The organism is Bordetella genomosp. 12 (assembly GCF_002261355.1).
Taxonomy (GTDB): domain Bacteria; phylum Pseudomonadota; class Gammaproteobacteria; order Burkholderiales; family Burkholderiaceae_B; genus Bordetella.
The window spans coordinates 512,220-535,944 of the sequence record NZ_NEVU01000002.1 but is presented as its reverse complement, the minus strand read 5'-3'; the positions used below and the strand labels follow the sequence as shown (position 1 = coordinate 535,944).

The 23,725-nt window shown below is 64.8% G+C and carries 22 protein-coding genes; 13 read left to right on the top strand and 9 right to left on the bottom strand.

Annotated features, from left to right (window positions below; translation table 11 throughout):
• Positions 1–41 precede the first annotated feature (41 nt).
• The 3 genes from CAL22_RS07825 to CAL22_RS07815 form a co-directional block, all read right to left on the bottom strand.
• The gene (locus CAL22_RS07825) at positions 42–953 is read right to left on the bottom strand and encodes a polyprenyl synthetase family protein (RefSeq protein ID WP_094811970.1); all 912 of its coding nucleotides are present in this window, start codon (positions 951–953) and stop codon (positions 42–44) included.
• A gap of 8 nt (positions 954–961) precedes the next feature.
• Positions 962–1,198, bottom strand: coding sequence for an exodeoxyribonuclease VII small subunit (locus tag CAL22_RS07820; protein ID WP_167383578.1), 237 nt, complete (start codon positions 1,196–1,198; stop codon positions 962–964).
• 70 nt (positions 1,199–1,268) lie between these two features.
• Positions 1,269–2,057: an IclR family transcriptional regulator gene (locus CAL22_RS07815; protein ID WP_094811968.1), complete on the bottom strand. Its 789-nt coding sequence runs from the start codon at positions 2,055–2,057 to the stop codon at positions 1,269–1,271.
• Positions 2,058–2,135: 78 nt separating this feature from the next.
• Here CAL22_RS07815 and CAL22_RS07810 point away from each other — a divergent pair, with 78 nt between their 5' ends.
• The 4 genes from CAL22_RS07810 to CAL22_RS07795 all read left to right on the top strand — a co-directional run bounded on the left by CAL22_RS07810 (position 2,136) and on the right by CAL22_RS07795 (position 6,269).
• Complete coding sequence (locus tag CAL22_RS07810; RefSeq protein ID WP_094811966.1) at positions 2,136–3,107, top strand: Bug family tripartite tricarboxylate transporter substrate binding protein; 972 nt, start codon at positions 2,136–2,138, stop codon at positions 3,105–3,107.
• Positions 3,108–3,266: 159 nt separating this feature from the next.
• Positions 3,267–4,271, top strand: coding sequence for an acyltransferase (locus CAL22_RS07805; protein ID WP_094811964.1), 1,005 nt, complete (start codon positions 3,267–3,269; stop codon positions 4,269–4,271).
• A gap of 137 nt (positions 4,272–4,408) precedes the next feature.
• The gene (locus CAL22_RS07800; RefSeq protein WP_094811962.1) at positions 4,409–5,560 is read left to right on the top strand and encodes an aromatic ring-hydroxylating oxygenase subunit alpha; all 1,152 of its coding nucleotides are present in this window, start codon (positions 4,409–4,411) and stop codon (positions 5,558–5,560) included.
• A 142-nt stretch (positions 5,561–5,702) separates the two neighbouring features.
• Positions 5,703–6,269: a phosphonate degradation HD-domain oxygenase gene (locus CAL22_RS07795; protein WP_094811960.1), complete on the top strand. Its 567-nt coding sequence runs from the start codon at positions 5,703–5,705 to the stop codon at positions 6,267–6,269.
• A gap of 51 nt (positions 6,270–6,320) precedes the next feature.
• Here CAL22_RS07795 and CAL22_RS07790 read toward each other — a convergent pair whose 3' ends face one another.
• On the bottom strand, positions 6,321–7,169 hold the full coding sequence (locus CAL22_RS07790; RefSeq protein ID WP_094811958.1) for a sulfurtransferase: 849 nt from the start codon (positions 7,167–7,169) through the stop codon (positions 6,321–6,323).
• A gap of 31 nt (positions 7,170–7,200) precedes the next feature.
• The gene (locus CAL22_RS07785) at positions 7,201–8,055 is read right to left on the bottom strand and encodes a DMT family transporter (RefSeq protein WP_094811956.1); all 855 of its coding nucleotides are present in this window, start codon (positions 8,053–8,055) and stop codon (positions 7,201–7,203) included.
• A gap of 173 nt (positions 8,056–8,228) precedes the next feature.
• On the opposite strand from CAL22_RS07785, the gene htpX reads away from it, so the two are divergent.
• Positions 8,229–9,110, top strand: coding sequence for a protease HtpX (gene htpX, locus CAL22_RS07780; RefSeq protein ID WP_094811955.1), 882 nt, complete (start codon positions 8,229–8,231; stop codon positions 9,108–9,110).
• A 112-nt stretch (positions 9,111–9,222) separates the two neighbouring features.
• On the opposite strand, the gene CAL22_RS07775 is transcribed toward htpX, so the two are convergent.
• Positions 9,223–10,212, bottom strand: coding sequence for a quinone oxidoreductase family protein (locus CAL22_RS07775; RefSeq protein ID WP_094811953.1), 990 nt, complete (start codon positions 10,210–10,212; stop codon positions 9,223–9,225).
• Positions 10,213–10,263: 51 nt separating this feature from the next.
• On the bottom strand, positions 10,264–11,214 hold the full coding sequence (locus tag CAL22_RS07770; RefSeq protein ID WP_094811951.1) for a DMT family transporter: 951 nt from the start codon (positions 11,212–11,214) through the stop codon (positions 10,264–10,266).
• A gap of 113 nt (positions 11,215–11,327) precedes the next feature.
• Here CAL22_RS07770 and CAL22_RS07765 point away from each other — a divergent pair, with 113 nt between their 5' ends.
• The 5 genes from CAL22_RS07765 (at position 11,328) to CAL22_RS07745 (ending at position 17,054) form a co-directional block, all read left to right on the top strand.
• A complete protein-coding gene (locus CAL22_RS07765) occupies positions 11,328–12,185 on the top strand; it encodes a DMT family transporter (RefSeq protein WP_094811949.1) in 858 nt (285 codons plus the stop codon).
• Between the two features lie 51 nt (positions 12,186–12,236).
• Complete coding sequence (locus CAL22_RS07760) at positions 12,237–12,734, top strand: MarR family winged helix-turn-helix transcriptional regulator (RefSeq protein WP_094811947.1); 498 nt, start codon at positions 12,237–12,239, stop codon at positions 12,732–12,734.
• Between the two features lie 121 nt (positions 12,735–12,855).
• On the top strand, positions 12,856–14,271 hold the full coding sequence (locus CAL22_RS07755; protein ID WP_094811946.1) for an efflux transporter outer membrane subunit: 1,416 nt from the start codon (positions 12,856–12,858) through the stop codon (positions 14,269–14,271).
• 9 nt (positions 14,272–14,280) lie between these two features.
• Entirely contained in the window at positions 14,281–15,465 is a 1,185-nt protein-coding gene (locus tag CAL22_RS07750) for an efflux RND transporter periplasmic adaptor subunit (RefSeq protein WP_094811944.1), read from the top strand.
• Positions 15,462–17,054, top strand: coding sequence for a DHA2 family efflux MFS transporter permease subunit (locus CAL22_RS07745; RefSeq protein ID WP_094811942.1), 1,593 nt, complete (start codon positions 15,462–15,464; stop codon positions 17,052–17,054). The genes CAL22_RS07750 and CAL22_RS07745 overlap by 4 nt, the downstream gene beginning before the upstream one ends.
• A gap of 48 nt (positions 17,055–17,102) precedes the next feature.
• On the opposite strand, the gene CAL22_RS07740 is transcribed toward CAL22_RS07745, so the two are convergent.
• Together CAL22_RS07740 and CAL22_RS07735 are read right to left on the bottom strand one after the other, a co-directional pair.
• On the bottom strand, positions 17,103–18,221 hold the full coding sequence (locus CAL22_RS07740; RefSeq protein WP_094813509.1) for a tartrate dehydrogenase: 1,119 nt from the start codon (positions 18,219–18,221) through the stop codon (positions 17,103–17,105).
• Positions 18,222–18,255: 34 nt separating this feature from the next.
• Complete coding sequence (locus CAL22_RS07735) at positions 18,256–19,800, bottom strand: PLP-dependent aminotransferase family protein (protein WP_094811940.1); 1,545 nt, start codon at positions 19,798–19,800, stop codon at positions 18,256–18,258.
• Positions 19,801–20,154: 354 nt separating this feature from the next.
• Between CAL22_RS07735 and CAL22_RS07730 the strand changes: the two genes are divergently transcribed.
• From CAL22_RS07730 to CAL22_RS07720, 3 genes are all read left to right on the top strand, one after another.
• A complete protein-coding gene (locus CAL22_RS07730; RefSeq protein ID WP_094811938.1) occupies positions 20,155–21,768 on the top strand; it encodes an ABC transporter substrate-binding protein in 1,614 nt (537 codons plus the stop codon).
• Between the two features lie 96 nt (positions 21,769–21,864).
• On the top strand, positions 21,865–22,881 hold the full coding sequence (locus tag CAL22_RS07725) for an ABC transporter permease (protein ID WP_094811936.1): 1,017 nt from the start codon (positions 21,865–21,867) through the stop codon (positions 22,879–22,881).
• Positions 22,878–23,717, top strand: a complete 840-nt coding sequence (locus CAL22_RS07720) for an ABC transporter permease (protein WP_094811934.1) — start codon at positions 22,878–22,880, stop codon at positions 23,715–23,717. The genes CAL22_RS07725 and CAL22_RS07720 overlap by 4 nt, the downstream gene beginning before the upstream one ends.
• Positions 23,718–23,725 lie beyond the last annotated feature (8 nt).

Here is a 23,725-nt window from a genome sequence, read left to right as displayed (position 1 = left end):
GAAACTTAAGTAGTTATCCGCGCCGACCGGCGCCGCGGTGTTCAACGGTCACGCAGCACGATGAAGTCTGCGAGCTGGGCCAACCGGGCGCCCGAATCGCCCAGCGGGCTAAGGGCAAGATGGGCCGACTGGCGCAGCGCTTCGGCCAGTTCGCGCGCCTGCTCCAGGCCCAGCAGCGAAACATAAGTGGGTTTGTTCTCGACGGCGTCCTTGCCGGCGGTCTTGCCCAGGCTGGCACTATCAGCGGTCACATCGAGGATGTCGTCGACCACCTGAAACGCCAGCCCCATGGCCTGCGCATAGCTGTCCAGCGCCTGGCGCGCAGCGGAACTGGCGCCTGCCACGATGCCGCCCAGCGTCACGCTGGCCGCCAGCAGCGCACCGGTCTTCATGCTGTGCATGGTCTGCAGTTCATCGCGGCTGAGCGTTTTGCCCACGCTGTGCAGATCGATGGCCTGGCCGCCGGCCATGCCCAGACTGCCGGCAGCGCGGCCGAGCACCTGCGTAGCCTGCACCACCAGCGCCGGCGCGATGGGCATGCCGGCCAACAACTCGAACGCCAGCGGCTGCAGGGCGTCGCCCGCCAGCATGGCCGTGGCTTCGTCGAACTGCACATGCGTGGTGGGACGCCCGCGACGCAGCGTATCGTCATCCATGCAGGGCAGATCGTCGTGCACGAGCGAATAGGCGTGGATCAGTTCGACGGCGGCCGCCGCGCGGTCCATGGAGGCCTCGATGGCCAGCATGCTGCCGCTGACCGGACAAGCCTGCCCGGCCGCGTAGACCAGCGCAGCGCGCACACGCTTGCCGCCGCCCAGCACGGCATAGCGCATGGCGGCATGCAGGCGCGCGGGCGCGACGTCCGCCGCGGGGATCAGTTCTTCGAGAACCTGTTCGATATGGTCGGCGCGGTCGCGCAGCCAATCGGCGCAGGCGAGATGGGGTTGCTTCATCGGAGGCTCTATTCGTCTTCCAGGGCGCCCGGCTGCAAGGGGCGCAACAATTCACCTTCGAGCACTTTGACCTGCTGCTCGGCCTGCGAGAGACGGTCCTGACAGACGCGGGTGAGTTCCACGCCGCGCCGATAGGCGGCCAGCGACTGCTCCAGCGGCAGGGAACCGTTTTCCATGGCCTGCACCAGCGCCTCCAGCTCAGCCAGAGCGGTTTCGAAATCTTGCGGCAGCGGGGTTGAGGCCAAGCGGGTCTCCGGGCTCGGGAAGGATTGATCGGGCAATCCTGAATTGTACGAGATAGCGTAAGGGCCCGCGTCAGCCGCCGCCAAGGCGCTGCGCAATCGCCTGCAACGCCGGAGCCACGCGTTCGCGCAGCACCGTTTCCGGGAGCAAGTCGGCCGGGCCGCCGCAACTGAGCACGAACACGCCCTCCCCGGTCAGCGCCCGAAAGGCAATGGCTGCCGCGTTGATGCCCGACTGCCATTGCCCGATGGCAAAACAGCACCCGCCCGCCTCGCTGTCGCGCAGCGCTTCTTCCATGAGTTGCGGCGATAGGCCGGCCTGCGCCATGAGCGCCTGGCGCGTCGCGTCGTCCAGCGCGGCCAGATAGGCCCGCCCCATGGCCGTATCCAGACTGGCGCGGTAGCCGACCGGCAGGCGCAGATAGAGCGCCGACGATCCATGGATCGCCTCGACATACACCATCGCGTCGCCATCGAAGGTGCCCAGGGCCACCGCCGCGCCGGTCTGGCTGGCAAGCGTGGTCATATCGGCCTTGGCCAGATCCCGCACGGCCAGTCCGGCCAGCAGGCCAAAGCCCAGGGACAGCGCCGCATGCCCGGGCGAATATTTACCCGTATCGGGGTGGTAGCGCAGATAGGCCAACTCGGTGAGCGTGAACGTGATGCGGCTGATGGTGGGCTTGGGCAGCCCCGTCAGCCGCGCCAGTTCCTGGTTGCCCAGCGCCTGGGGCCCGAGCCGGAAGCAGCGCAGTACGTCCAGCCCTCGCGCCAGCGCGGTAATGAAATCGGGCGAGTCCGCACCCGCTCCGCCCGCCTGGCGCTTGCGTCGCGCCGGCCCAGAAGATGCCGAAAGTGTTTGCATTTCGCGCCGTTGATTTTTATATTTGAATTTCGAATTACAAAATTTAATTCCGTATAGCGGAATTATCAAGGGAAAATCATGTTTCGTCGCACATTGAAGTTCTGCCTGGCCGCCCTGCTGTCGACCGGCGCTTGCGCCCCCGCCTTGGCCGACACCTACCCGGCCCGGCCGATCAAAGTCATTTCGCCTTTTCCCGCCGGCGGCGCCACCGATGTCCTGACCCGCATCCTCGCCGAACGCATGGGCAAGGACCTCAAACAGAGCCTGATCGTCGAAAACAAGGCCGGCGCCGGCACGTCCATCGGCGCGGCCTATGTCGCGCGCGAGCAGCCCGACGGCTACACCATCCTGATGGCGACCAACTCCACCCTGGTCACCAACCGCTTTCTGTATAAAGACCTGCCTTACGACCCCGACGGTTTTGCTCCCATCGGTCTGGTCGGGATCGGCCCGCTGGTCCTGTTGTCCAGCCCCAAACAACCTTTTAAGAACACGCAGGAACTGGTCGCCTACGCCAAGCAGCATCCCGGCAAGCTGACCTTCGCCAGCTTCGGCCCGGGCACCTCGTCCCATCTGGCGGGCGAATTGTTCAAGGAACAGGCTGGCGTGGACATTCTGCACGTCCCCTTCAAGGGCGCCACCCAGGCGTTGCCGGCGTTGATCAGCGGCGACGTGGACATCTTCTTCGACATGGTGGCGACCGGGATGCCGCAGGCCAAGGCCGGCAAAATCAATGTGTTCGGCATCACCAGCAAGACCCGCCTGCCCTCCGAACCCGAACTGGCCACGCTGGCCGAACAGGGCTATCCCAAGTTCGACATGAGCGCCTGGTTCAGTTTCGTCGCCCCCAAGGGCACCCCGCCCGAGGTCCTGGCGCGCCTGCAACAGGCCTTGCAGACCACCCTCAAGGACGAGACCGTGCGCGCCAAGATGCTGGACATGGGCATCGACCCCCGCTCCGGACGCGCCGACGACCTGCAGGCCCAGATCCGCGACGAGCAGCCGCTGGTCAAGCAACTCGTCGAACAGGCCAACGTCGTGCTGCAATGAGCGGGCGCGTTTGCAACAAACTCTTCCGGGACGGCCCCGCGCCCCCGCGGGCGCGGCTCACGCCAGCACACACCGGCTAACCGCTGGATACAGAGCGGTGCGGGCGCGCTGATAAGGTCGGGAAAAGGGTGTCAAAGCCCCCCGACCCAGCGGAGCGCCATGTCTACCGAGCGATATGAAAGACTGGACGCGGCGCGCTGGCTGGCCGCGCTTGCCGTGGTCATGCTGCACAGCGCCGCCCAGACCGTGTCCGATCCCGCCATCTACGCCAGCGGCGGATGGCTGGCCGCCAATGTCTATGATTCCGCGGTGCGCTGGTGCGTACCCGTCTTCGTCATGATCAGCGGCGCGCTGCTGCTCGACCCGCAGCGCAGCCTGTCGCCACGCGCCTTCTACCAGCGCCGCCTGGCGCGCATCCAGATCCCGCTGGTGTTCTGGACGGTGTTTTATCTGCTGTGGACCACCACACTGGGCCGCTGGGACGCGGGCCAGTTCGACTTCTCTTTCTGGCCGCGCAAAGTGGCCGAGGGCCGGCCCTACTACCATCTCTGGTATCTGTACATGATCGTGGGCCTGTACCTGTTCGCCCCCGTCGTGCGTTTGCTTTATGCTCGCAGCAGCGTGGCGGGCCGCAAACTCTGGGTCGTCGGCATATTGGGGGTGGCCGTGCTCGACAGCCTTTACCGCCAGGCACTGGGCGCGGCACCCGGCTTTTTCCTGACCTGGTTTCTGCCTTATCTCGGCTATTTCATCGCCGGGCGGATGATCTTCGAAGGCCAGTGGCGCATTCCGCGTCCGGGATGGCTGCTGTTGGCCGGGATAGGCCTGACCGCCGGCGGCGTGCTCTGGCTGTCCGACACCCAGGGCTTGAATCTCTATTTCTACGACTACTTCAGCCTGACCGTGCCGCTCATGTCGCTGGCGGCCTTTCAGTGGTTCGTGGACACGCCCTCCCTGCCCCGTCTGCCCGCGCTGGCACCCCTGACTTTCGGGGTCTATCTGGTCCATCCCGTGCTGCTGGACCTGACGCAGCGCGCCGGCCTGGTGGCCCACGATGGCGCAGCGATCTGGCGCCTGCCCCTGCTGGCGCTACTGGTCTTCAGCCTGTCCGCGGCCGTGGTCTGGGTCATGCGGCAACACCGGCTGACACGCCCGCTTGTTTGAGCCCCCGCAACGAAGGGGATGGGGTACAATTCTTGGTTTGGATCGGCCAGTCCGATTTTTCTTCGCGCCAGCGGACTGAGGGCTAAACAAGGAATGCCTTCCCCCGTCCTGGCTTTTTCATCCGAGCGGAGGGAATCATGACCGACATAGGTCGGATGGCACATGTGGTGCCAGCTCGCACCCAGCTTCCGGTAAGCGCCTATTTCGACGAAGCCCGCTTTGCGCGCGAGCAAGAACACATTTTCAAGCAATCCTCCTTGTATGTCGGCCACGAAAAACTCGTGCCCGAGATCGGAGATTGGCGGACGTTGGTTCAGGAGAACGGAGGCCGCGTTCTGGTTCGCAACCAGAACGGCGTAGAACTCATCTCGAATGTCTGCCGCCATCGCCAGGCCCTCATGCTGGGCGGCGAGGCGGGCAATGTCAGCGGCAACGTCAACACCAGCGGCTCTTTGCAGAGCACGGGGGGCAATATCGTCTGCCCGCTGCATCGCTGGACCTACAACAACCAGGGTGAGCTGCTCGGCGCGCCCCAGTTCGACGCCACGCCCTGCATGAATCTGCAGCGCTTTCGCCTGCGCGATTGCCACGGCCTGCTCTTTGAGGGCCCGCGCGATCCCGCCGCGGACATGGCTCCTCTTTTCGCCCGTCCCGAGTTCGACTTTGGCGACTATGTGCTCGACCACGTCGAGGTGCATCAGTGCAACTACAACTGGAAGACCTTCATCGAGGTCTATCTGGAGGACTACCACGTCGGGCCCTTCCATCCCGGGCTGGGTCGCTTTGTGACCTGCGACGACCTGAGCTGGGAGTTCAACGACTGGTACAGCCTGCAGAAGGTGGGCGTGCATCAGGCGCTGGCGCAACCGGGCTCGGATGTCTACCGCCAGTGGCATGACCGCCTGCTGGACTTCCGCGCCGGACAGGCTCCCGATTTCGGCGCCGTGTGGGCCACCTACTTCCCCACGCACATGATCGAGCTTTATCCGCATGTCGTGGTCCTGTCCACGCTCTATCCCAAGAGCCCGCAGGAAACCCTCAACGTGGTGGAGTTCTACTATCCCGAAGAAATCGTCGCCTTCGAGCGCGAGTTCGTCGAAGCGCAACGCGCCGCCTATATGGAAACGGCGGTCGAGGACGATGAAATCGCCGAGCGCATGGACGCCGGCCGCCGCGCGCTGATGTTGCGCGGGGTCAACGAAGCCGGCCCCTACCAGTCGCCCATGGAAGACGGCATGCAGCACTTCCACGAGTGGTACCGCCGCATCATGAACGAAAAAGGCGAGTAACTCCGCCGCCCCCCTGAAAACCCGGCTGCTGCCGGGTTTTTTTTCGCCGCCCGCGGCCTGTCTTGGCACTGTCATCAAACCGTCAAAACGCTCTGGTCTACTGAAATTCCTTTCTGGCGCACGGATCACTCGGGAGACGGCCATGCCCTTGAGCCTGTACGACATTGAACATATTTTTCTCGAGCGCGGCCACCGCAGCTATGACGGCGAGCCCGTCAGCCATCTGAAGCATGCCCTGCAGACGGCGACGCTGGCCGAGCAGGCCGGCGCCTCGGCCCACCTGGTGACGGCCTGCCTGCTGCACGACCTGGGCCACCTCATCGCCGATCATCCCGACACCCCGACGTTGCGGGGCGTGGATGACAAGCATCAGTATTTTGTATTGCCCTTCCTGCGCGGCCTGTTCGATGCCCGGGTGCTCGACCCCATACGCCTGCACGTCGAGGCAAAACGCTATCTCTGCTATGTCGAGGCCGATTACGTCTCAACGCTGTCGGAGGATTCCCGGCGCAGCCTGAATCTGCAAGGCGGCAGCTTCGACGCCGCGCAGGCCATGGATTTCGCCAGCCTGCCGGGTGCGCCCGACGCCATCCGGCTACGCCGCTGGGACGACAAGGCCAAATCCCCCACAATGAGCACCGGCTCGCTGGCGCACTTTCTGGCCGTAGCGGCCAGCATCTCCGAGCGCCACAAACTGCTGGCCGCCTAGCGCCAGCCACAAAAAAACGGCCCCGCAGGGCCGCTTTTCGGCGCGTCGCGATCAACCTTTGGCGACCGGGCGCGAGGCGTCAGCGCACCATTCGCTCCAGGAGCCCGGATACAGACGCGAGCCATTGAGTCCGGCGATCTCCATCGACAGCAAATTATGGCAAGCCGTAATCCCGGAGCCGCACTGATGCACGATGGCCTGCGGTTCGCGGCCGTCGAGCAGCAGCTTGAACTCGGCCCGCAACTGCGCCGCATCCTTGAAGCGGCCCTCGGGCGTCAGGTTCTCGACATTGGGGCGGTTCAACGCGCCAGGAATGTGACCGGCGACGGGGTCCATGGGTTCGACCTCGCCGCGATAACGATTGGCCGCGCGGGCGTCTATCACGGTAAAGGCCTGGGTCGGAATATTGGCCAGCACGGCCGCGGCGTCTACCGTACCCTCGAGCGGCTCGCCCGCCCGCACGCCGGCCAGCGGCGCCAAAGCGGATACCGGGCCGCTGTCGACCGGCAATTGCGCTGCCGCCCAGGCCTGCCAACCGCCGTCGAGCACCGCGACGCGCTCATGCCCGATCCAACGCAGCATCCACCAGAGGTGGGCCGCATACATGCCGCCGCTGGCGTCATAGGCCACGACCAGCGTCGCGGGCTTGATGCCATGCGCGGCCATCAGCCCGGCGACTTGATCACGCTGCGGCAGGGGATGGCGGCCGTTCTTGCCCGTGCGCGCGGCCGAGAGTTCGGTCTCATGATTGAGATAGCGCGCCCCCGGGATATGGGCCTGCTCGTAGGCGCGCGGCCCGACGGAATGGTCCATCAGATCGTGGCGCAGATCAAAAACCTGCAGATCAGCCTGGCCCAGACGAGCGGCCAGATCGGCAACGGAAATCAAAGGCTTGGTCATTGAAGCTCCCTCTACAACGGGCCGCAGCGCATCAGCGCTGCGCCGGATCTCGCATGGTACGCCAAACCGACAGCAGACCCGCGGCGATGATGAGAGCCATGCCGGCCCAGGCCAGGCCATCGAGCATGTCGCCCCAGAAGCCCACGCCGATGAGCGCCGCAAAGATAATGGTGGAGTACTGCAGCGCGGCGGTCAGCAACGCCGCGCCATGCCCGAAGGCGCGCGTCATAGCCAACTGGCCGAACAGACCGGCAGTGCCCACGCCGACCAGCGCCCCATAGCCGATCATATCGGCGGTGCCCCATCCCTGCCAGGCCAGGCCGACGAAGCTGCTCACGCACACCGCCACCGAGAAAAACAGCACCGTGCGCCACTCCGGCTCGCCCACCCGGCCCAACTGACGGATCTGCATCATGGCGATGGCCGACAGCGCCCCGGCCGACAGGCCCAGCATGGCGGCCAGCCATTGGTCGTCATTGATGCTGGGGCGCAGCACCGCGATGACACCCAGAAAACCCAGCGCCACGGCGATGATGCGGACCAGATCGCGCTGCGCGCCTCCCCAGCCCAGCATCCAGCAGGCGATGAACAGCGGCGCGGTGTAGTTCAGGCTGGTGGCCGTGGCCAGCGGCAGGTGCGAGAGTGCATAAAACCCCAGCCACATCGAAGTCACGCCCGACAGGTTGCGCCAGATATGCAGGCGCCATGACGTGGGGACGATGGACTGGCGCGCGGCGCGCGCCCATATCAGCAGCAGAATGATCGACGGCAGCCCGCGAAACAGGACAACCTGGGCCAACGAGGCGCCGTGCTCAGCCGACAGCTTCACGAACGACCCCATGATGGCGAACATGGCAGATGCCAACAACATCCAGAGTGCCTGCATGGGTACCTGAAATAAAGAAAGGGCGAGAGGAGATATAGGGGAAAGCGATACTATACTCCCCATCCCCTGCGCGCCTGACCGGCCGCGGGGAGCCCCCGGGGAACCGACCAGCACGGGGCTGGTCAAAAAGGGGTCTGAAAATCGTTTTCCGCTCGCAGAGGAAACTCCACAGAATGAAACGCGTATTCCTGTTCCTGATCACCAACCTGGCCGTGATGCTGGTGCTGTCCGCCACTTTGCGCATCCTGGGTCTGGATCGCTACATCACCGCAGAGGGCCTGAACGTCAACTCCCTGCTGGTGTTCTCCGTGGTGGTGGGTTTTACCGGCTCCATCATCTCGCTGCTGATCAGCAAGCCCATGGCCAAGTACAGCACCGGCGCCCAGGTCATCGACCCGAACGCGCCGCGCAATCAACGTGAAGCCTGGCTGCTCGACACCGTTTATCAGCTGGCCGACCGCGCCGGCATCGGCCGCCCTGAAGTGGCCGTCTACGAGGGCGCGCCCAATGCCTTCGCCACGGGCGCCTTCAAGAACGACGCGCTGGTGGCCGTTTCGACCGGCCTGCTCGAAAGCATGAGCGAAGAGGAAGTCGCCGCCGTGCTCGGCCACGAAGTGGCCCACATCGCCAATGGCGACATGGTCACCCTCACCCTGATTCAGGGCGTGGTGAACACCTTCGTGGTCTTCCTGGCGCGTGTGGTGGGTTATTTCGTCGACCGCACGGTCTTTCGCACCGAGCGCGGCATCGGGCCGGGCTTCTACGTCACCGTGATCGTCTGTGAGATCGTCTTCGGCGTGCTGGCCACCATCATCGTGGCCTGGTTCTCGCGCCAGCGCGAGTACCGCGCCGATGCCGGGTCGGCCCAGCTGCTGGGCGCGCGTGAACCCATGATCCACGCGCTGGCGCGTCTGGGCGGCGTGCCGGCCGGCGAGCTGCCCAAGTCCTTCCAGGCCTCCGGCATTGCCGGCGGGCGCGCCATCTCGGCGCTGTTCTCGTCGCACCCGCCCATTCCGTCGCGCATCGCGGCCCTGCAGCAAATGCGGGTGTCCTGACCCGCCTCGCCCGGCGATGGCCGGGCAGCAAGTCCGCCGGCCCGGCACGGGCCGGCATCAAAAATAATGCCGGCCTAGGCCGGCATTATTTATCGCCCTTGCCGTTCGCCGCTCAATCCAGCGTCAGGATCGTGGCGCCGGTGGTCTTGCGGCCAGCCAGGGCGGTCTGCGCGTCGCCGGCCTGCTCGAGGCTGTAGCGCTGATCGATGCGAACCTTGATTTTCTTTTTCTGCACCAGGCCAAACAGCTCGTCGGCGGCGGCCTTGAGTTTCTCCGGCGTGTTGACGTGCAACGCCAGCGAGGGGCGCGTCACGTAGAGGCAGCCCTTCTGATTGAGGATGCCCAGATTCACGCCCGTGACCGGACCCGACGCGTTGCCGAAGCTGACCATCAAACCGCGCGGCTCGATGCAATCCAGCGACGTTTCCCAGGTGTCCTTGCCCACGCCGTCATAGACCACGGGCACTTTCTTGCCGCCGGTCAGTTCGAGCAAGCGCTCGGCCACGTTTTCGCGCGAGTAGTCGATCGTTTCCCAGGCGCCATGGGCACGCGCCAGTTCCGCCTTCTCGGGGCTGGACACGGTGCCGATCAGTTTCACGCCCAGCGCCTTGGCCCATTGGCAGGCGATGAGGCCCACGCCACCGGCCGCGGCATGGAACAAAATGGTTTCGCCGCCTTGCAGACGATACGTCTGGCGAAACAGGTATTGGACGGTCAGGCCCTTTAGCATCAGGGCCGCGGCGTCTTCGAAGCTCACCCCCTTGGGCAGCTTGACGACCTGTGCGGCCGGCACGTTGCGCGCCTGCGCATAGGCGCCCAGCGGGCTCTGGCCGTAAGCGACGCGGTCGCCCACTTTCAAATGCTTGACCTCGGCGCCGACGGCCTCGACCACACCCGCGCCTTCAAAACCCAGGCCGTGCGGCAGCGGATGCGGATACAGGCCCGTGCGGTAGTAGATATCGATGAAGTTCAGGCCGGCGGCATGCTGGCGGATGGTGACTTCATTGGCGGCGGGAGGCAGGACTTCCACCTCCACGACTTTCAGGACCTCGGGGCCGCCGTGCTGTTCAATACGGACTGCCTTGACGAGCTTGCTGGCCATTCTGGCCTCCTTTCTGAATTGACGATTAGGCAAAACAACCTGCAGGCCGCGCTAACCCGCTTTGGCGGGGCGCCTGCCTGTCAGAACGAAAACCCCTGCCAGCACCAGCGCCGTGCCGGCCAGTTGCCAGACGGTGATGGGCTCGGCCAACAACCACGCCGCCAGGAACAGCACCGAGACCGGGCCGAGCATGCCCAGCAACGACGCCGTGGGCGCCCCCACCAGCGCGACGGCCCACATCATCATGAAAACCGGCAACACCGTATTCAGCGTGGCGTGGATAAAGGAATAACCATAGACCCCCGCGGGCTGCAGCAACATCGAGGGCGGGTGCACGACAAAGAACTGAATCACGCAGGCCACGCAAGACACCAGCATGGCATAGGCCACGAGCCGCGTGGCTCCGACGCGCTCGACCAGCTCGCCGGAGCAGATCAGATAAACAGCATAGCTCAGGGCCGAGGCGAAGACGAACAAAGACCCTTTGATGACATCGGAGCCGCCCCCGGTCTCGGACAAATCATGGGCAAAGACCAGAACCACCCCGATATAGGAGAGGATCATGGCCCATCGCTGGCGCCGCGTAATGGCCCGTTTCAGCCACCAGGCCGACAGCAAGACCACCAGCGACGGCGACAGAAACAGGATCAGGCGCTCCAGGCTGGCGCTGACGTAGCGCAAGCCGAGAAAATCCAGAAAGCTGGAGAGGTAATACCCGATCAGACCCAAAATGCAGATCTGGATTCTCTCTTTGGCGGTCAGGGTCACGATCTGCCCGCGGGCCGCGCGCCGCGACTCCCACCAGGCCACCGCGGCGAAAAACGGCATGGCAAACAGCATGCGAAATGCGATCAGCGTCACGGCGTCGATGCCGTAACGGTAGGTGAACTTGACCACCACCGCTTTGGCGGAAAACAGGATGGCGCCCAGGCCGGCCAGAAAATAGCCCGCCAGGATCTGCGCCTGACGGGACGCAGCAAAATGCTCGGAAATGCGATTCATGCGATGATTTTAGATTGCCGTGGCGCCAAACGCGCAGACACGGCGTGAATTTTGATGCCCGCCATCGGCCCAGGCCCGCCGCCTGGGTGATTTCGAATCTCAGCCGATACTCCATGACCCGCCAGCGTGCCCTCGTATATATCCATTTAGCCGCCGTTCTGTTCGGCCTGACCGGCGTTTTCGGTGAGCTCATCCAGGCCGGCGCGGCGGTCATCACCTTGGGCCGCGCCCTCTTCGCCGTTGCCTCCCTGGCCTTTTTTGCGCGCCTGCAACGCCGCTCCCTGCTTGGCGTCCTGACACCGGCTCAGTTGTTCGTCTTGGTGATTTCCGGCGCCCTGCTGGCCGTGCACTGGGTGACTTTCTTCATTTCGGTCAAAGTGGGCGGCATCGCGATCGCCACGCTGGGGTTCGCCAGTTTTCCGGCCTTCATCACGCTGTTCGAGGGTGTGCTGTTTCGCGAGAAGGTGCGCGCGGCGGAATGGCTGGTACTGGGCCTGGTGAGCGCCGGCCTGGTGCTGGTCACGCCTTCTTTCGACTGGGCCGATCAGGGCACAGTCGGCCTGGCCTGGGGGCTGCTGTCGGGCCTGTCCTTCGCCCTGCTGGCCCTGAGCAATCGCCGCGCCGCCTCGGGGATGGATCCCATGCAAGTGGCCTGCTGGCAAAACGCCATCGTCTCGCTCATCGTCCTGCCCTTCGCCGTGGATCAATTGCCGGCGCTGGCCGCGATAGACTGGCTCTGGATCGCGCTGCTGGGCGTGTTCTGCACCGGCCTGTCGCACTACCTCTTCGTGTCCTCGCTCACCAAGCTCAACGCGCGCAGCGCGGGGCTGGTCATCGCGCTGGAGCCCGTCTACGCCATTGCTTTTGCCTGGTTCCTGTTCGCCCAGGAGCCCAGCGCGCGCATGCTTGCCGGCGCGGCCCTCATCGTGGCGGCCATTGTGTGGTCTGGCTTGCGCAAACCCACGCCCTAGCCGGGGCAGGTTGCCTTGACAATAATTGCCTAGGCAGTAAAATCCTGCCGCATGAGTTCGCCCAAGCCTGACCCCGCCGCCCCCAGCAATGTCCACTACCGCGCCGACAAAGTCGCCACCAGCGAGGACAACTGCGGTTTTCTGATCAAGCTGGTGTATCAATCCCTGAATCGCATGCTCGATCAGGAGATGGCGCCGCTGGATCTGACCGCCATGCAGTGGCGGCCGCTGGCGCTGATCGAGCGCGGCCGGGCCGACACGTCTGCCGAACTGGCGCGCATCATCGGCGTGGATACCGGCGCCATGACCCGCACCCTCGACAGGCTGGAGCTCAAAGGCCTGCTGCGGCGCGTGCGCAGCAGCGAGGACCGCCGCGTGGTCAAGCTCGAGCTGACCGATACCGGCCTGGCCAAGGCGCGTGAGATTCCCACTTATATCGCCAAGGCGCTCAACACCCATTTGCGGGGCTTCAGCACCGAGGAAGTCCTGCAGCTGCGCCATCTGCTGAACCGCATGCTGGCCAATGGGTCGCCGCAGGGCGGCCCCTGAGCGCGCGGGCGCCGTTAACCTCATTCGCGATCGGGTTGTTAGCGCAAAACCCGCTTCGATACGATCTAATTACTGCCTAGTCAATAACAGCTCAATCAATCATTTTAAGCAAACTGTCAGGATGAAACGTCTCCTTTCCACCGCATTGGTGCTGGCCTTGGCAGGCTGCGCACTGATGGACCCGGCCCCCAAACCGGTCGCCGAGCTGGAGCCGGCCCAACTGGGGCTGGCCGATACGCAGACCCTCTGGCCCACCACGCAATGGTGGCAACGCTATGGCGACCCGCAGCTGGATCGCCTGGTCGATGCCGCCTTGCAGAACAACCCGACGCTGACAGCGGCGCAGGCGCGTCTGGCGCAGGCCAACGCGGCCATGGCCGGCGCGCGCGCGCCGCTCATGCCGCGCGTGGACGCCAACTACAACCTGACCCGCGAGCATCTTTCCGGTAACTATCTCTACCCCTCCCCGCTGGGCGGCTCGGTGGCCTCTGACAACCGCTTCGCGCTGGACTTCAGCTATGAGCTGGATTTCTGGGGCAAGAACCGCTCGCGTCTGCAGGCCGCCGTGTCGCAGCGCGATGCCGCCGAGGCCGACGCCCAGGCCGCACACAATATGCTGGCCCGGTCGGTGGTGCGCAGCTATCTCAATCTGCAGAATGCCTTCGCGCAACGCGATGTCATCAAGCGCGTGATCGCACAACGCGACGATGTCTGGAAACTGACCCAGGGCCGCCGGCAAGCCGGATTGGACACCGAAGTCGAGGTCAAGCAGGCCGAGTCGGCCGCCGCGGCCGCCCGCGTCGATCTGACCCAGGTCGAAACCACGATCGCCCAACTGCGCAACCAGCTCGCGGCCCTGACCGCGAGCAGCCCGGCGCAGATGCAATCCGTCACTGCCGTCGCCTTGCGCGCGGCCGATGGCGTCCTGCCGCAGGCCCTGCCGCTGGAACTGCTGGGCCACCGGCCCGATGTCGTGGCCGCGCGCTGGCGCGCCGAGGCCGCACGCCACCGTATCGACAGCGCCAAGGCCGAGTTCTACCCCAACGTCAATATCGCGGCGTTCGCAGGCTTTCAGGCGCTGGGCACCAATTTGCTGTTCGACCGCTTCAGCCGTACCGCCGGCGTCGGCCCTGCGATCACCCTGCCCATCTTTCATGGCGGTGAACTCAACGCCAACCTGGCGGGCAGCCGTGCCGATGCCGATCTGGCCGTGTCCGATTACAACCAGACCGTGCTGACGGCCGTGCAGCAAGTCGGCGATGCGCTGGATGCCTTGCGCCTGATCGACCGGGAAAAGACCGAACGCCGGCAGGCCCATCAGGCCATCGAAGGCGCCTACGATCTGGCCGTCCGGCGCTACCGCAGCGGCCTGGGCAACTACCTTTCGGTGCTGCTTGCGCAAGACGGCGTGCTGGCGCAGGCCCGGCTGTTGACGGATCTGCAGTACCGCGCCTATCAGCTCGATGCCGATCTGGCTTATGCCCTGGGCGGCGGCTACGCGCCCGCTGCTGGCTCCTCACCTTCCCATACTCACTGACCGCTTGCCATGACCTCCCCCTCTACCCATCCCGCACGCAAGCGCCTGCTGTTGATCGCAACCGGCGCCTTCATCGTCCTGGCCTTGGTCTACGGCGCCTGGTGGGCGCTGTTTGGCTCGCACTTCGAAAGCACGGACGACGCCTACGTGCATGGCAACCTCGTGCAGATCACGCCGCAGGTGCCCGGCACCGTCGTGGCCATCGAAACCGACGACACGGATATGGTCAAGGCGGGCCAACCGCTGGTCCGCCTGGACTCGGCCGACACCGATGTCGCCCTGCAACAGGCCGAGGCCAAGCTGGCCCAGACCGTGCGCCAGGTGCGCACACTCTACGTGCAGAACGACAGCCTGGCCGCCGACGTTGACGTGCGGCAAGCCGATATCGGCCGCGCCCAGGCTGACCTGAACCGCGCGCAGAGCGACCTCAAGCGCCGCCAGGCGCTGGCGGCTTCCGGCGGCGTGAGCGGCGAAGAAATCCTGCACGCCGAAACCACGCTGAAAACGGCCCAGGCCGGGCTGGCGCAGGCCCGCGCGGCACTGGCCTCGGCCCAGGCCAAGCAGGTCACCAACCAGGCCTTGACCCAGGGCACGTCCGTCGAGAACCATCCCGACGTGCGCCAGGCGGCGGCCAACCTGCGTAATGCCTGGCTGGCCAGCTCGCGCACGGTGCTGCCGGCGCCCGTCGACGGCATGATCGCCCGCCGCAGCGTTCAGGTCGGCCAGCGCGTGGCGCCCGGCTCGGTCCTGATGAACGTCGTGCCGCTGGACCAGGTCTGGGTCGAAGCCAATTTCAAGGAAGGCCAGTTGCGCCATATGCGCATCGGCCAGCCCGTGACCATGACCGCCGATCTGTACGGCAGCTCGGTGAAATACCATGGCAAGGTCATCGGCATGGACGCCGGCACCGGCAGCGCCTTTGCCTTGCTGCCGGCGCAAAACGCCACCGGCAACTGGATCAAGGTCGTGCAGCGCGTTCCCGTGCGTATCGCGCTCGACCCGGAAGACCTCAAGAAACACCCGCTGCGCGTCGGCCTGTCCATGGACGTGGAGGTCGATGTCGGCAAGGATGACGGCCCGGCCCTGACGGCGGCGCGCTCCGAGCCGGCCTGGTCCACCCGCGCCTTCGACGCCGCGCATGGCGAAGCCGACGCCCTCATCGCCAAGATCATCAAAGACAATCTGCAATCATGAGCGAGCAAGCCCGCAAGGCGCCCTCCGGCGGGCCCTACCCGCCGCTGGAAGGTGCCACCCGCATCATCGGCTCTGTCGCGCTGTCGACGGCGGTGTTCATGAACGTGCTGGACACCTCCATCGCCAACGTGTCGATTCCCACCATCTCGGGCGACCTCGGGGTGAGCAGCAGCCAGGGCACCTGGGTCATCACCTCGTTTGCCGTGGCCAACGCCATCACCGTGCCCTTGACGGGGTGGCTGACGCAGCGGTTCGGGCAAGTGCGGCTGTTCGTGACGTCCACCCTGCTCTTCGTGCTGGCCTCCTGGCTGTGCGGCTTCTCGCCCACGCTGGAGGCGCTGATCGCTTTCCGGGTGCTGCAAGGCCTGGTCGCCGGCCCCATGATTCCGCTGTCGCAGGCCTTGATGCTGGGCGCGTTCCCGCGCGAAAAGGCGGGCATGGCACTGGCGGTGTGGTCGATGACGACCCTGGTCGCGCCGGTGGCCGGGCCGCTACTGGGCGGCTGGATATCGGATAACTACACCTGGCCGTGGATTTTCTATATCAACGTGCCCGTGGGCCTGTTGGCCGCCTGGATCAGCTGGCGCATCTTCCGCGACCGTGAATCGCTCACCCGCAAGCTGCCCATCGACAAGGTCGGCCTGTTTCTGCTGGTCATCTGGGTGGGCAGCCTGCAGATCATGCTGGACAAGGGCAAGGAGCTGGATTGGTTCGCCAGCCCCACCATCATCGCCCTGGCCGCGGTCGCCTTCGCCGCCTTCGTTTTCTTCCTGATCTGGGAGCTCACCGACGCCCATCCCGTGGTGGACTTGCGGCTGTTCAAGGAGCGCAATTTCACGGTGGGCGCGCTGGCGCTGGCGACGGCTTACGGGGTGTTCTTCGGCAACGTGGTGCTGCTGCCGCTCTGGCTGCAAAGCAATATGGGTTACACGGCCACCTACGCCGGCATGGTGACCGCGCCGGTCGGATTGCTGGCGATTCTGCTCACGCCCATCGTCGGCAAGATGCTGGCTACCCGCGATCCGCGCCAGATCGTGACCGTGGCTTTCATGATCTTCGCGCTGGTGTGCTTCATGCGCGCGGGCTTCAATACGCAGACGGACATGCGCACACTGATGATTCCGACCATCATCCAGGGCGCCGCCATGGCCATGTTCTTCGTGCCGCTGACCTCGATCACGCTGTCGGGGCTGGATCCCAGCCGCATCCCTGCCGCATCGGGCCTGTCCAACTTCGCGCGGCTGACGGCGGGCGCCTTCGGCACGTCGATCGCCACGACGCTGTGGGACAATCGCGCCACCCTGCATCACGCCCAGATGACCGAGTCGGCCAAACCGGGGCAGCAGGCTTTCGATCAGATCATGGGAACGCTGCAAAGCACCATGGGGCTGGACCACCAGCAATCACTCAGCGTGGTCGACGGCATGGTCAACAACCAGGCCTACACCATGGCGGCGGTGGATATCTTCTACGCCTCGGCCATCATCTTCGTGCTCCTCATCGGCACGGTGTGGTTCGCCCGGCCCAAGTCTTCGCGCGGCAAGGGCAAGGACGACGGCGCAGCCGAGGCGGCAGCCGGCGCCCACTGAGACGCCGCGTCACCGCACACAAGGCCCGCCAATGGCGGGCCTTGTCATTCAGGCCTTGGCCACGATCTCGGCAATGGCGCGGCCGACGTCCGCGGTGCTCGCCTTGCCCTTCATGTCGGGCGTGCGGGGCCCCTCGGCCAGCACCGTCTCGATGGCCGAGACGATGGCCTGCGAGGCCTGCGGATAGCCCAGGAAATCCAGCATCAGCGCGCCGCTCCAGATCTGCCCGATCGGATTGGCGATGCCCTTGCCGTAGATGTCGGGCGCCGATCCGTGCACCGGCTCGAACAGCGAAGGAAACTTGCGCTCGGGGTTGAGATTGGCCGACGGGGCGATACCGATGGTGCCGGTGCAGGCCGGCCCGAGATCGGAAAGAATGTCGCCGAACAGATTCGAGGCCACCACCACATCGAACCAATCCGGATGCTGCACGAAGTGCGCGCACAGAATATCGATGTGGTATTTGTCCCAACGCACGTCGGGGTATTGCGTGGCGATATCGGCCACGCGCTCATCCCACCACGGCATGGAAATTGAAATGCCATTGGACTTGGTCGCAGCGGTCAGGTGCTTGCCGCGCTTTTGGGCCAGCTCGAAGGCGAACTTCAACACCCGGTCGGCGCCCACGCGCGTGAACACGCTTTCCTGAATCACGACCTCGCGCTCGGTGCCTGCAAACAGCCGACCGCCGCTGTTGGAGTACTCACCTTCGGTGTTTTCGCGCACGATGAAAAAATCGATCTCGCCGGGCTGCCGGTTGGCCAGCGGCGACGGCACGCCGGGCATCAGGCGCACAGGGCGCAGATTGATGTATTGATCGAAGTCGCGGCGGAAACGAAACAGCGAGCCCCAGAGCGCTTCGTGGTCCGGCACCGTGGCCGGCCAGCCGATGGCCCCAAAGAAGATGGCCTCATGGCTGCCGATCTGCTGCATCCAGTCATCGGGCATCATCTTGCCGTGTTTGGCGTAATGATCGCAGCTCCAGTCGAAGTGATCCCACTGGAAATCAATGCCAAAGCGCGAGGCCGCCGCATCGAGCACGCGCAGCCCCTCGGGCACGACCTCCTTGCCAATACCGTCGCCGGGAATCACGGCGATTCTGTGTTTCTGTGCAGCCACCCGAATGTCTCCAAGGTGACACGCCGACACGGCGCGTCTCCCGCGCATCATAAAGGGTGGGCGGCTGGCCCGGCCAGCCCCCTCAGGCTCCGCTCCAGGCCTGCTCATTGAGGCGATCGCTGCGCACGGCCGCGCCCTGCGAACGCTGCACATGTTCGAGCGCCGGCGTGATGACCTGGGTCAGGCGCTCGAAAGCCGGCCCGAGTTCCTCCTCGGGCACGCAGGCGTACCCCAGCAGCAGCCCGGGCCTGGCCCGGCTTTCATCGGCGTAGTAGCGCGACAAGGGGCGGGCCGTCAGGCCCAGCGTGCGCGCGGCGATCGAAATCCCCAGGTCATCCGTGCCTTGCGGCAAGTGCAGCACCAGATGCAGACCGGCTTCATGCGTCGATACCGGCCAGTCGGCGCCGAACTGCTTGGCAATGGCCGCCCTGAGCACGGCCTGGCGGCTGGCGTAGCGCTGCTTCATGCGGCGGATATGGCTGGCGTAATGCCCGCCCTCGATGAAATCGGCCAGGACCGCCTGTTCCATCAAGCGGCCTTCGCGATACAGCTCGGACAAGCCGGTTGCGAAATGCGGCGCCAACCTGCGCGGCAACACCATATAGCCCATGCGAAATCCCGGAAACAGGGTTTTCGAGAACGTGCCCAGATAGAGCACCCGGTCATGCGCGTCCAGGCCTTGCAAGGAACCGATCGGCCTGCCGTCGAACCGGAACTCGCTGTCGTAGTCGTCCTCGACGATCCAGGCGCCGCGTTTGTGCGCGTACTCCAGCAGCATGCGCCGCCGCGCCAGGCTCATGACCATGCCCAGCGGATATTGGTGCGATGGCGTCACGAAAATGAATCGCGGCGGCTCCTGCAGCTGCTCAGGGTTGGGCGCCATCCCTTCATCGTCCACGGCCACCGGCACGGGCGTAATGCCACAGGCCACCAGCGTGGACCGCGCGCCCCAATACCCGGGGTCCTCCATCCAGGCGGTATTGCCAGTATCGCCCAACAGGCGCGAAAGCAGGCTGATGGACTGATGAATGCCGGTGGTGATGACGATCTGATCGGGTTCGCAGCGCACCGAGCGCGCCAGGCGCAGGTGTTCGGCCAGCGCCTGGCGCAAGGGCATGTAGCCCGAGCCATTGGCGTAGGTGAGCAGTTCGGGGGTTTGCTGCCGCCAGCGCCGCGCCAGCAGGCGATTCCAGATGGCGCGCGGGAACGCGGCCACGTCGGGCACGCCGGAGACAAACGCCCCCCATTGTTGATCGGATGCCGACGCTTCCTGCACCAGTTTGCTGCCACGCCGCGACAGCAGAAAAGGACTGGCCGGACCATCGGCGGGCCGCCCAGGCAAGGCTTCTTGTGGTGCTGGCACCGTATCGCAAACGAAGGTACCACTTCCGAAGGCCGAAATCAGATAGCCCTCGGCCAGCAACTGGTCATAAGCGTGCAAAACGGTATTACGGGATAACCCGATGTCGGCGGCCAGCGCCCGAGTGGCAGGCAGCTTGGTTCCTGCAGGAAGCTCTCCGCCGAGAATCAGCGCGCGCAGCGTGTCGCAGATTTGCCTGGACAACGGCGTGGCGCCGCGCCGCTCCAAACCTTGCAGCAAACGCTCCGACAGAATCAGTTCTTTCAAAGTGGCACCAGAAACTCTAATCAATTTGGATCTATTGAGAGTACCAAATATTCGATACGCTGCATCAGCATCAAAACGACGTCCACACAAATGCAAAGGGGAAAAACTTGCAAACGGACAACACCGCGGCCCTGACCGGGCCCCAGAGAGCGGCGGAACCACGCCCAGCGGCGGCCGGGCCCACGCGGCACTGCCTGCAGCCCGGCGGCTCGCCCACTGCCTGAACGAATCGCCGCAGCGGTGCGCGGCGGGCCGTTCATGCACCGCAATGCAGCAACCGGCAAGCGCTACCCGCGTACGCCGGCCCCACCATCCGCCATGGCATGAGATTTGCTTGAACCCACCAGGCACTTCATGCCCATTACTCTCAAGACAGCCGGGAGGCTCGCAGTGAAACTGAACCACGCCCTCAAACTCTCCGCTTGCGCCCTCGCCCTGGCCGCCGCTCTGCCCATGAGCGCCGCCTGGGCACAGACCAAGGGCGGCACGCTCAGCATGATCGTGCAACCCGAGCCGCCTATCCTCATCCCCGCCCTGAACCAGCAGGGCCCCACGCAGTTCGTTGCCGGCAAAATCTATGAAAGCCTGCTGACCTACTCCTTCGACCTCAAACCCCAGCCGGGCCTGGCCAAGTCCTGGGAAGCGAGCCCGGATGGGTTGTCGTACACCTTCCACCTGCAAGACAACGTCAAGTGGCACGACGGCCAGCCTTTCACAGCCGATGACGTGGTGTTTTCGCTGACCGAGCTGCTGCCCAAGGTGCACGCCCGCGCCCGCGTGATCCTGAACAAGTTCATCGACAAGGTCGACAAGATCGACGACAAGACGGTGAAGATCTCGTTGAAATCGCCCTTCCCGGCCTTCATGCTGATGTTCGAGCCGGGCTTCGCGCCGATGATGCCCAAGCACATCTATGCCGGCACGGACTATGCGACCAATCCCGCCAACCAGAAGCCCATCGGTACCGGCCCGTTCATGTTCAAGGAATGGAAGCGCGGCGAGTACATCAAACTGGCGCGCAATCCGGATTACTGGAAGCCCGGCAAACCCTATCTGGATGAGCTGATCTTCAATGTGATTCCCGACTCGGCATCGCGCGCGGTGGCCTATGAACGCGGCAGCGTGGACGTGCTGCGCGGCGGCGACGTCGATAACGTCGACGTCAAGCGCCTGCGCGCCCAGCCCAACACCGAGTACACCACGCAAGGCTGGGAGATGCTCTCGCCGCAAGCCTATCTGATCTTCAACATGCGCAAACCGCCCTTTGACAACGTCAAGGTGCGCCAGGCCGTGATGTCGGCGCTGAATCGCAAGATGATCGTCGACAACATTTTCTTCGGTCAGGGCAAGGCCTCGACCAGCCCCTTCGTGACGACGGAGATGTTCTACGACAAGAACATGCCCGCCATGCCCTTCGACATGAAGAAGGCACGCGAACTGATCAAGGAGTCCGGCATCAAGCCCCAGGACTACACCATCCGGCAGCTGGCCTTTCCCTATGGTTCGACCTGGGACCGTCTGGGCGAGTACACCAAGCAGTCGCTCGAGCAACTGGGGTTCAAGGTACAGATCGAATCCACCGACGCCGGTGGCTGGGCCTCGCGCACCGGCAACTGGGACTTCGATCTGACCACCAACTACACCTACCAGTACGGCGACCCCGCGCTGGGCGTGCAGCGCTTGTATATCGGGTCGAACATCGTCAAGGGTTCGCCCTTTGCCAACGTGCAGGGCTATAACAACCCCGAGACGGACGCCTGGTGGACCGAGGCCGCCTCCGAAGTCGATCCCGCCAAGCGCCAGGCCCTCTACAGCAAGCTGCAGAACACCCTGGTCAACGATGTCGCCAACGGTTATCTCGTGGACATGGAATTCCCCACGATCTACCGCTCCAAAGTCAAAAACCTCGTCAAGAGCGCCATCGGCATGAACGAGACTTTCGACGACGTCTACATCGAACAGAAGTAAGCGCGGCGCCGCGCCCTGCGGGGCGCGGCAGCCTGGGGCCGCGCTTGCGCGGCCCCAGGCGCAGTCCCTCAGAACGGCTCTTGCCGTTGCCTGGAGATGTACCCCATGAAATTCCTGTCTTTTTTCGCCTCGCGACTGATGAAGGCCCTGGTGGTCGTATTCGGCGTGGTGATCATCAACTTCTTTCTCATCCGCCTCGCACCCGGCGACCCGGCGGCGGTACTGGCCGGACAAGCTGGCGCCGGCGACCCCGCCTATGTCGCGCAGTTGCGCACCCAGTTCGGTCTGGATCAACCCGTGCTGACGCAGCTGTGGATGTACCTCAAGGGCGTGGTGCACCTCGACCTGGGCTATTCCTACCGTAACCAGGTGCCCGTGCTCGACCTCATTCTGGAGCGCTTGCCCGCCACCTTTCTGTTGATGATCTGTGCCTTCCTGTTTTCCATCGTGTTCGGCGTGCTGCTGGGCGTGGTGGCGGCGCGTTCGCGCTATGCCAACAAGCGGCGCTGGATCGACAGCAGCGTGATGACCGGCGCGCTGCTGCTGTACGCCACCCCCTTGTTCTGGCTGTCGCTCATGGGCATTTTGCTGTTTTCCGTGCTGCTGGGCTGGCTGCCCGCCTTCGGCATGGAAACCGTCGGCTCGCACCTGACCGGCCTGCCGCGCGTCTGGGACATCGCCCAGCACCTGATCCTGCCCACCGTCACGCTCGGCTGCTTCTTCATGGCCGTCTATGTGCGGCTGACCCGCGCCTCCATGCTGGAGGTCATCGGGATGGACTTCGTCAAGACCGCGCGCGCCAAGGGCGTAGCGCCCAATCGGGTGATCCGTGTCCATGTGCTGCGCAACGCGCTGCTGCCCGTCATCACGTTTGCCGGCATCCAGCTTGGCCAGATGGCCGGCGGCGCCGTGCTGACCGAGACGGTGTTCGCCTGGCCGGGCATCGGCCGGCTCATGTTCGACGCGCTGCTGCAGCGCGACTACCAGCTGCTGCTGGGTATCTTCCTGGTCACTTCCATCATGGTCGTCGTCTTCAATCTCATCACCGACATGATCTACCGGATGATCGATCCGCGTATCGCCGCCGGCGGCTCGCAAGGAGCCGCGGCATGAAAGCCTTCATCAAACGTTATATGCGCAACTACGGCGCGGTGGCCGGCCTGATCATCGTGGCCGCCGTCGTCCTGCTCGCGCTGGCTGCGCCGCTGCTTTACGAGGAATCGCCCTGGATGATGGTGGCCTCGCCGCTCATCCCGCCCTTCACCGACGCGGCCTACCCCTTTGGCACCGACATGCTGGGCCGCGACATCACCGCCGGCCTGGTCTGGGGCGCGCGCGTCTCACTGATGGTCGGCCTGCTGTCGACGGCTGTCGCCCTGCTCTTCGGCATTCTGGTCGGCGCCGTGGCCGGTTACTGCGGCGGCCGGATCGACGACGCCCTGATGCGCTTCACCGAGTTCTTCCAGACGATTCCCCAACTGGCCATGGCCGTGGTGCTCGTCGCCGTGCTGGGCCCGTCGATGTACTCCATCATGGGTGCCATCGCCGTGGTGTCCTGGCCGCCGGCCGCCCGCCTGGTGCGCTCGGAATTCATGACGCTCAAGCAGCGGGAGTTCGTGCAAGCCGCCATCGTCATCGGGCAAACGCCGGGACGCATCGTGTGCTCGCAGATTCTGCCCAATGCCATGTCGCCCATCATCGTGTCGGCCTCCTTCATGGTGGCCACCGCCATCCTCACCGAATCGTCGCTGTCCTTTCTGGGGCTGGGCGACCGCAACATGATGAGCTGGGGCTTCATGATCGGCGCGGCGCGCACGATGATCCGCGAAGCCTGGTGGATGAGCGTCTGGCCCGGCGTGGCCATCCTGCTGACCGTGCTGGCCATCAACCTGATCGGCGAGGGGCTTAACGATGCCCTGAACCCCCAACTGCGCAAACGCGGCGAATAAGGAGCCCG

Excerpts from the sequence above, each read along its gene's own strand:
- CAL22_RS07825 (WP_094811970.1), bottom strand. The coding sequence starts at position 953 with ATGAAGCAACCCCATCTCGCCTGCGCCGATTGGCTGCGCGACCGCGCC.
- CAL22_RS07815 (WP_094811968.1), bottom strand. The coding sequence starts at position 2,057 with ATGCAAACACTTTCGGCATCTTCTGGGCCGGCGCGACGCAAGCGCCAG.
- CAL22_RS07810 (WP_094811966.1), top strand. The coding sequence starts at position 2,136 with ATGTTTCGTCGCACATTGAAGTTCTGCCTGGCCGCCCTGCTGTCGACC.
- CAL22_RS07805 (WP_094811964.1), top strand. The coding sequence starts at position 3,267 with ATGTCTACCGAGCGATATGAAAGACTGGACGCGGCGCGCTGGCTGGCC.
- CAL22_RS07800 (WP_094811962.1), top strand. The coding sequence starts at position 4,409 with ATGACCGACATAGGTCGGATGGCACATGTGGTGCCAGCTCGCACCCAG.
- CAL22_RS07795 (WP_094811960.1), top strand. The coding sequence starts at position 5,703 with ATGCCCTTGAGCCTGTACGACATTGAACATATTTTTCTCGAGCGCGGC.
- CAL22_RS07790 (WP_094811958.1), bottom strand. The coding sequence starts at position 7,169 with ATGACCAAGCCTTTGATTTCCGTTGCCGATCTGGCCGCTCGTCTGGGC.
- CAL22_RS07785 (WP_094811956.1), bottom strand. The coding sequence starts at position 8,055 with ATGCAGGCACTCTGGATGTTGTTGGCATCTGCCATGTTCGCCATCATG.
- htpX (WP_094811955.1), top strand. The coding sequence starts at position 8,229 with ATGAAACGCGTATTCCTGTTCCTGATCACCAACCTGGCCGTGATGCTG.
- CAL22_RS07775 (WP_094811953.1), bottom strand. The coding sequence starts at position 10,212 with ATGGCCAGCAAGCTCGTCAAGGCAGTCCGTATTGAACAGCACGGCGGC.
- CAL22_RS07770 (WP_094811951.1), bottom strand. The coding sequence starts at position 11,214 with ATGAATCGCATTTCCGAGCATTTTGCTGCGTCCCGTCAGGCGCAGATC.
- CAL22_RS07765 (WP_094811949.1), top strand. The coding sequence starts at position 11,328 with ATGACCCGCCAGCGTGCCCTCGTATATATCCATTTAGCCGCCGTTCTG.
- CAL22_RS07760 (WP_094811947.1), top strand. The coding sequence starts at position 12,237 with ATGAGTTCGCCCAAGCCTGACCCCGCCGCCCCCAGCAATGTCCACTAC.
- CAL22_RS07755 (WP_094811946.1), top strand. The coding sequence starts at position 12,856 with ATGAAACGTCTCCTTTCCACCGCATTGGTGCTGGCCTTGGCAGGCTGC.
- CAL22_RS07750 (WP_094811944.1), top strand. The coding sequence starts at position 14,281 with ATGACCTCCCCCTCTACCCATCCCGCACGCAAGCGCCTGCTGTTGATC.
- CAL22_RS07745 (WP_094811942.1), top strand. The coding sequence starts at position 15,462 with ATGAGCGAGCAAGCCCGCAAGGCGCCCTCCGGCGGGCCCTACCCGCCG.
- CAL22_RS07740 (WP_094813509.1), bottom strand. The coding sequence starts at position 18,221 with ATGCGCGGGAGACGCGCCGTGTCGGCGTGTCACCTTGGAGACATTCGG.
- CAL22_RS07730 (WP_094811938.1), top strand. The coding sequence starts at position 20,155 with ATGCCCATTACTCTCAAGACAGCCGGGAGGCTCGCAGTGAAACTGAAC.
- CAL22_RS07725 (WP_094811936.1), top strand. The coding sequence starts at position 21,865 with ATGTACCCCATGAAATTCCTGTCTTTTTTCGCCTCGCGACTGATGAAG.
- CAL22_RS07720 (WP_094811934.1), top strand. The coding sequence starts at position 22,878 with ATGAAAGCCTTCATCAAACGTTATATGCGCAACTACGGCGCGGTGGCC.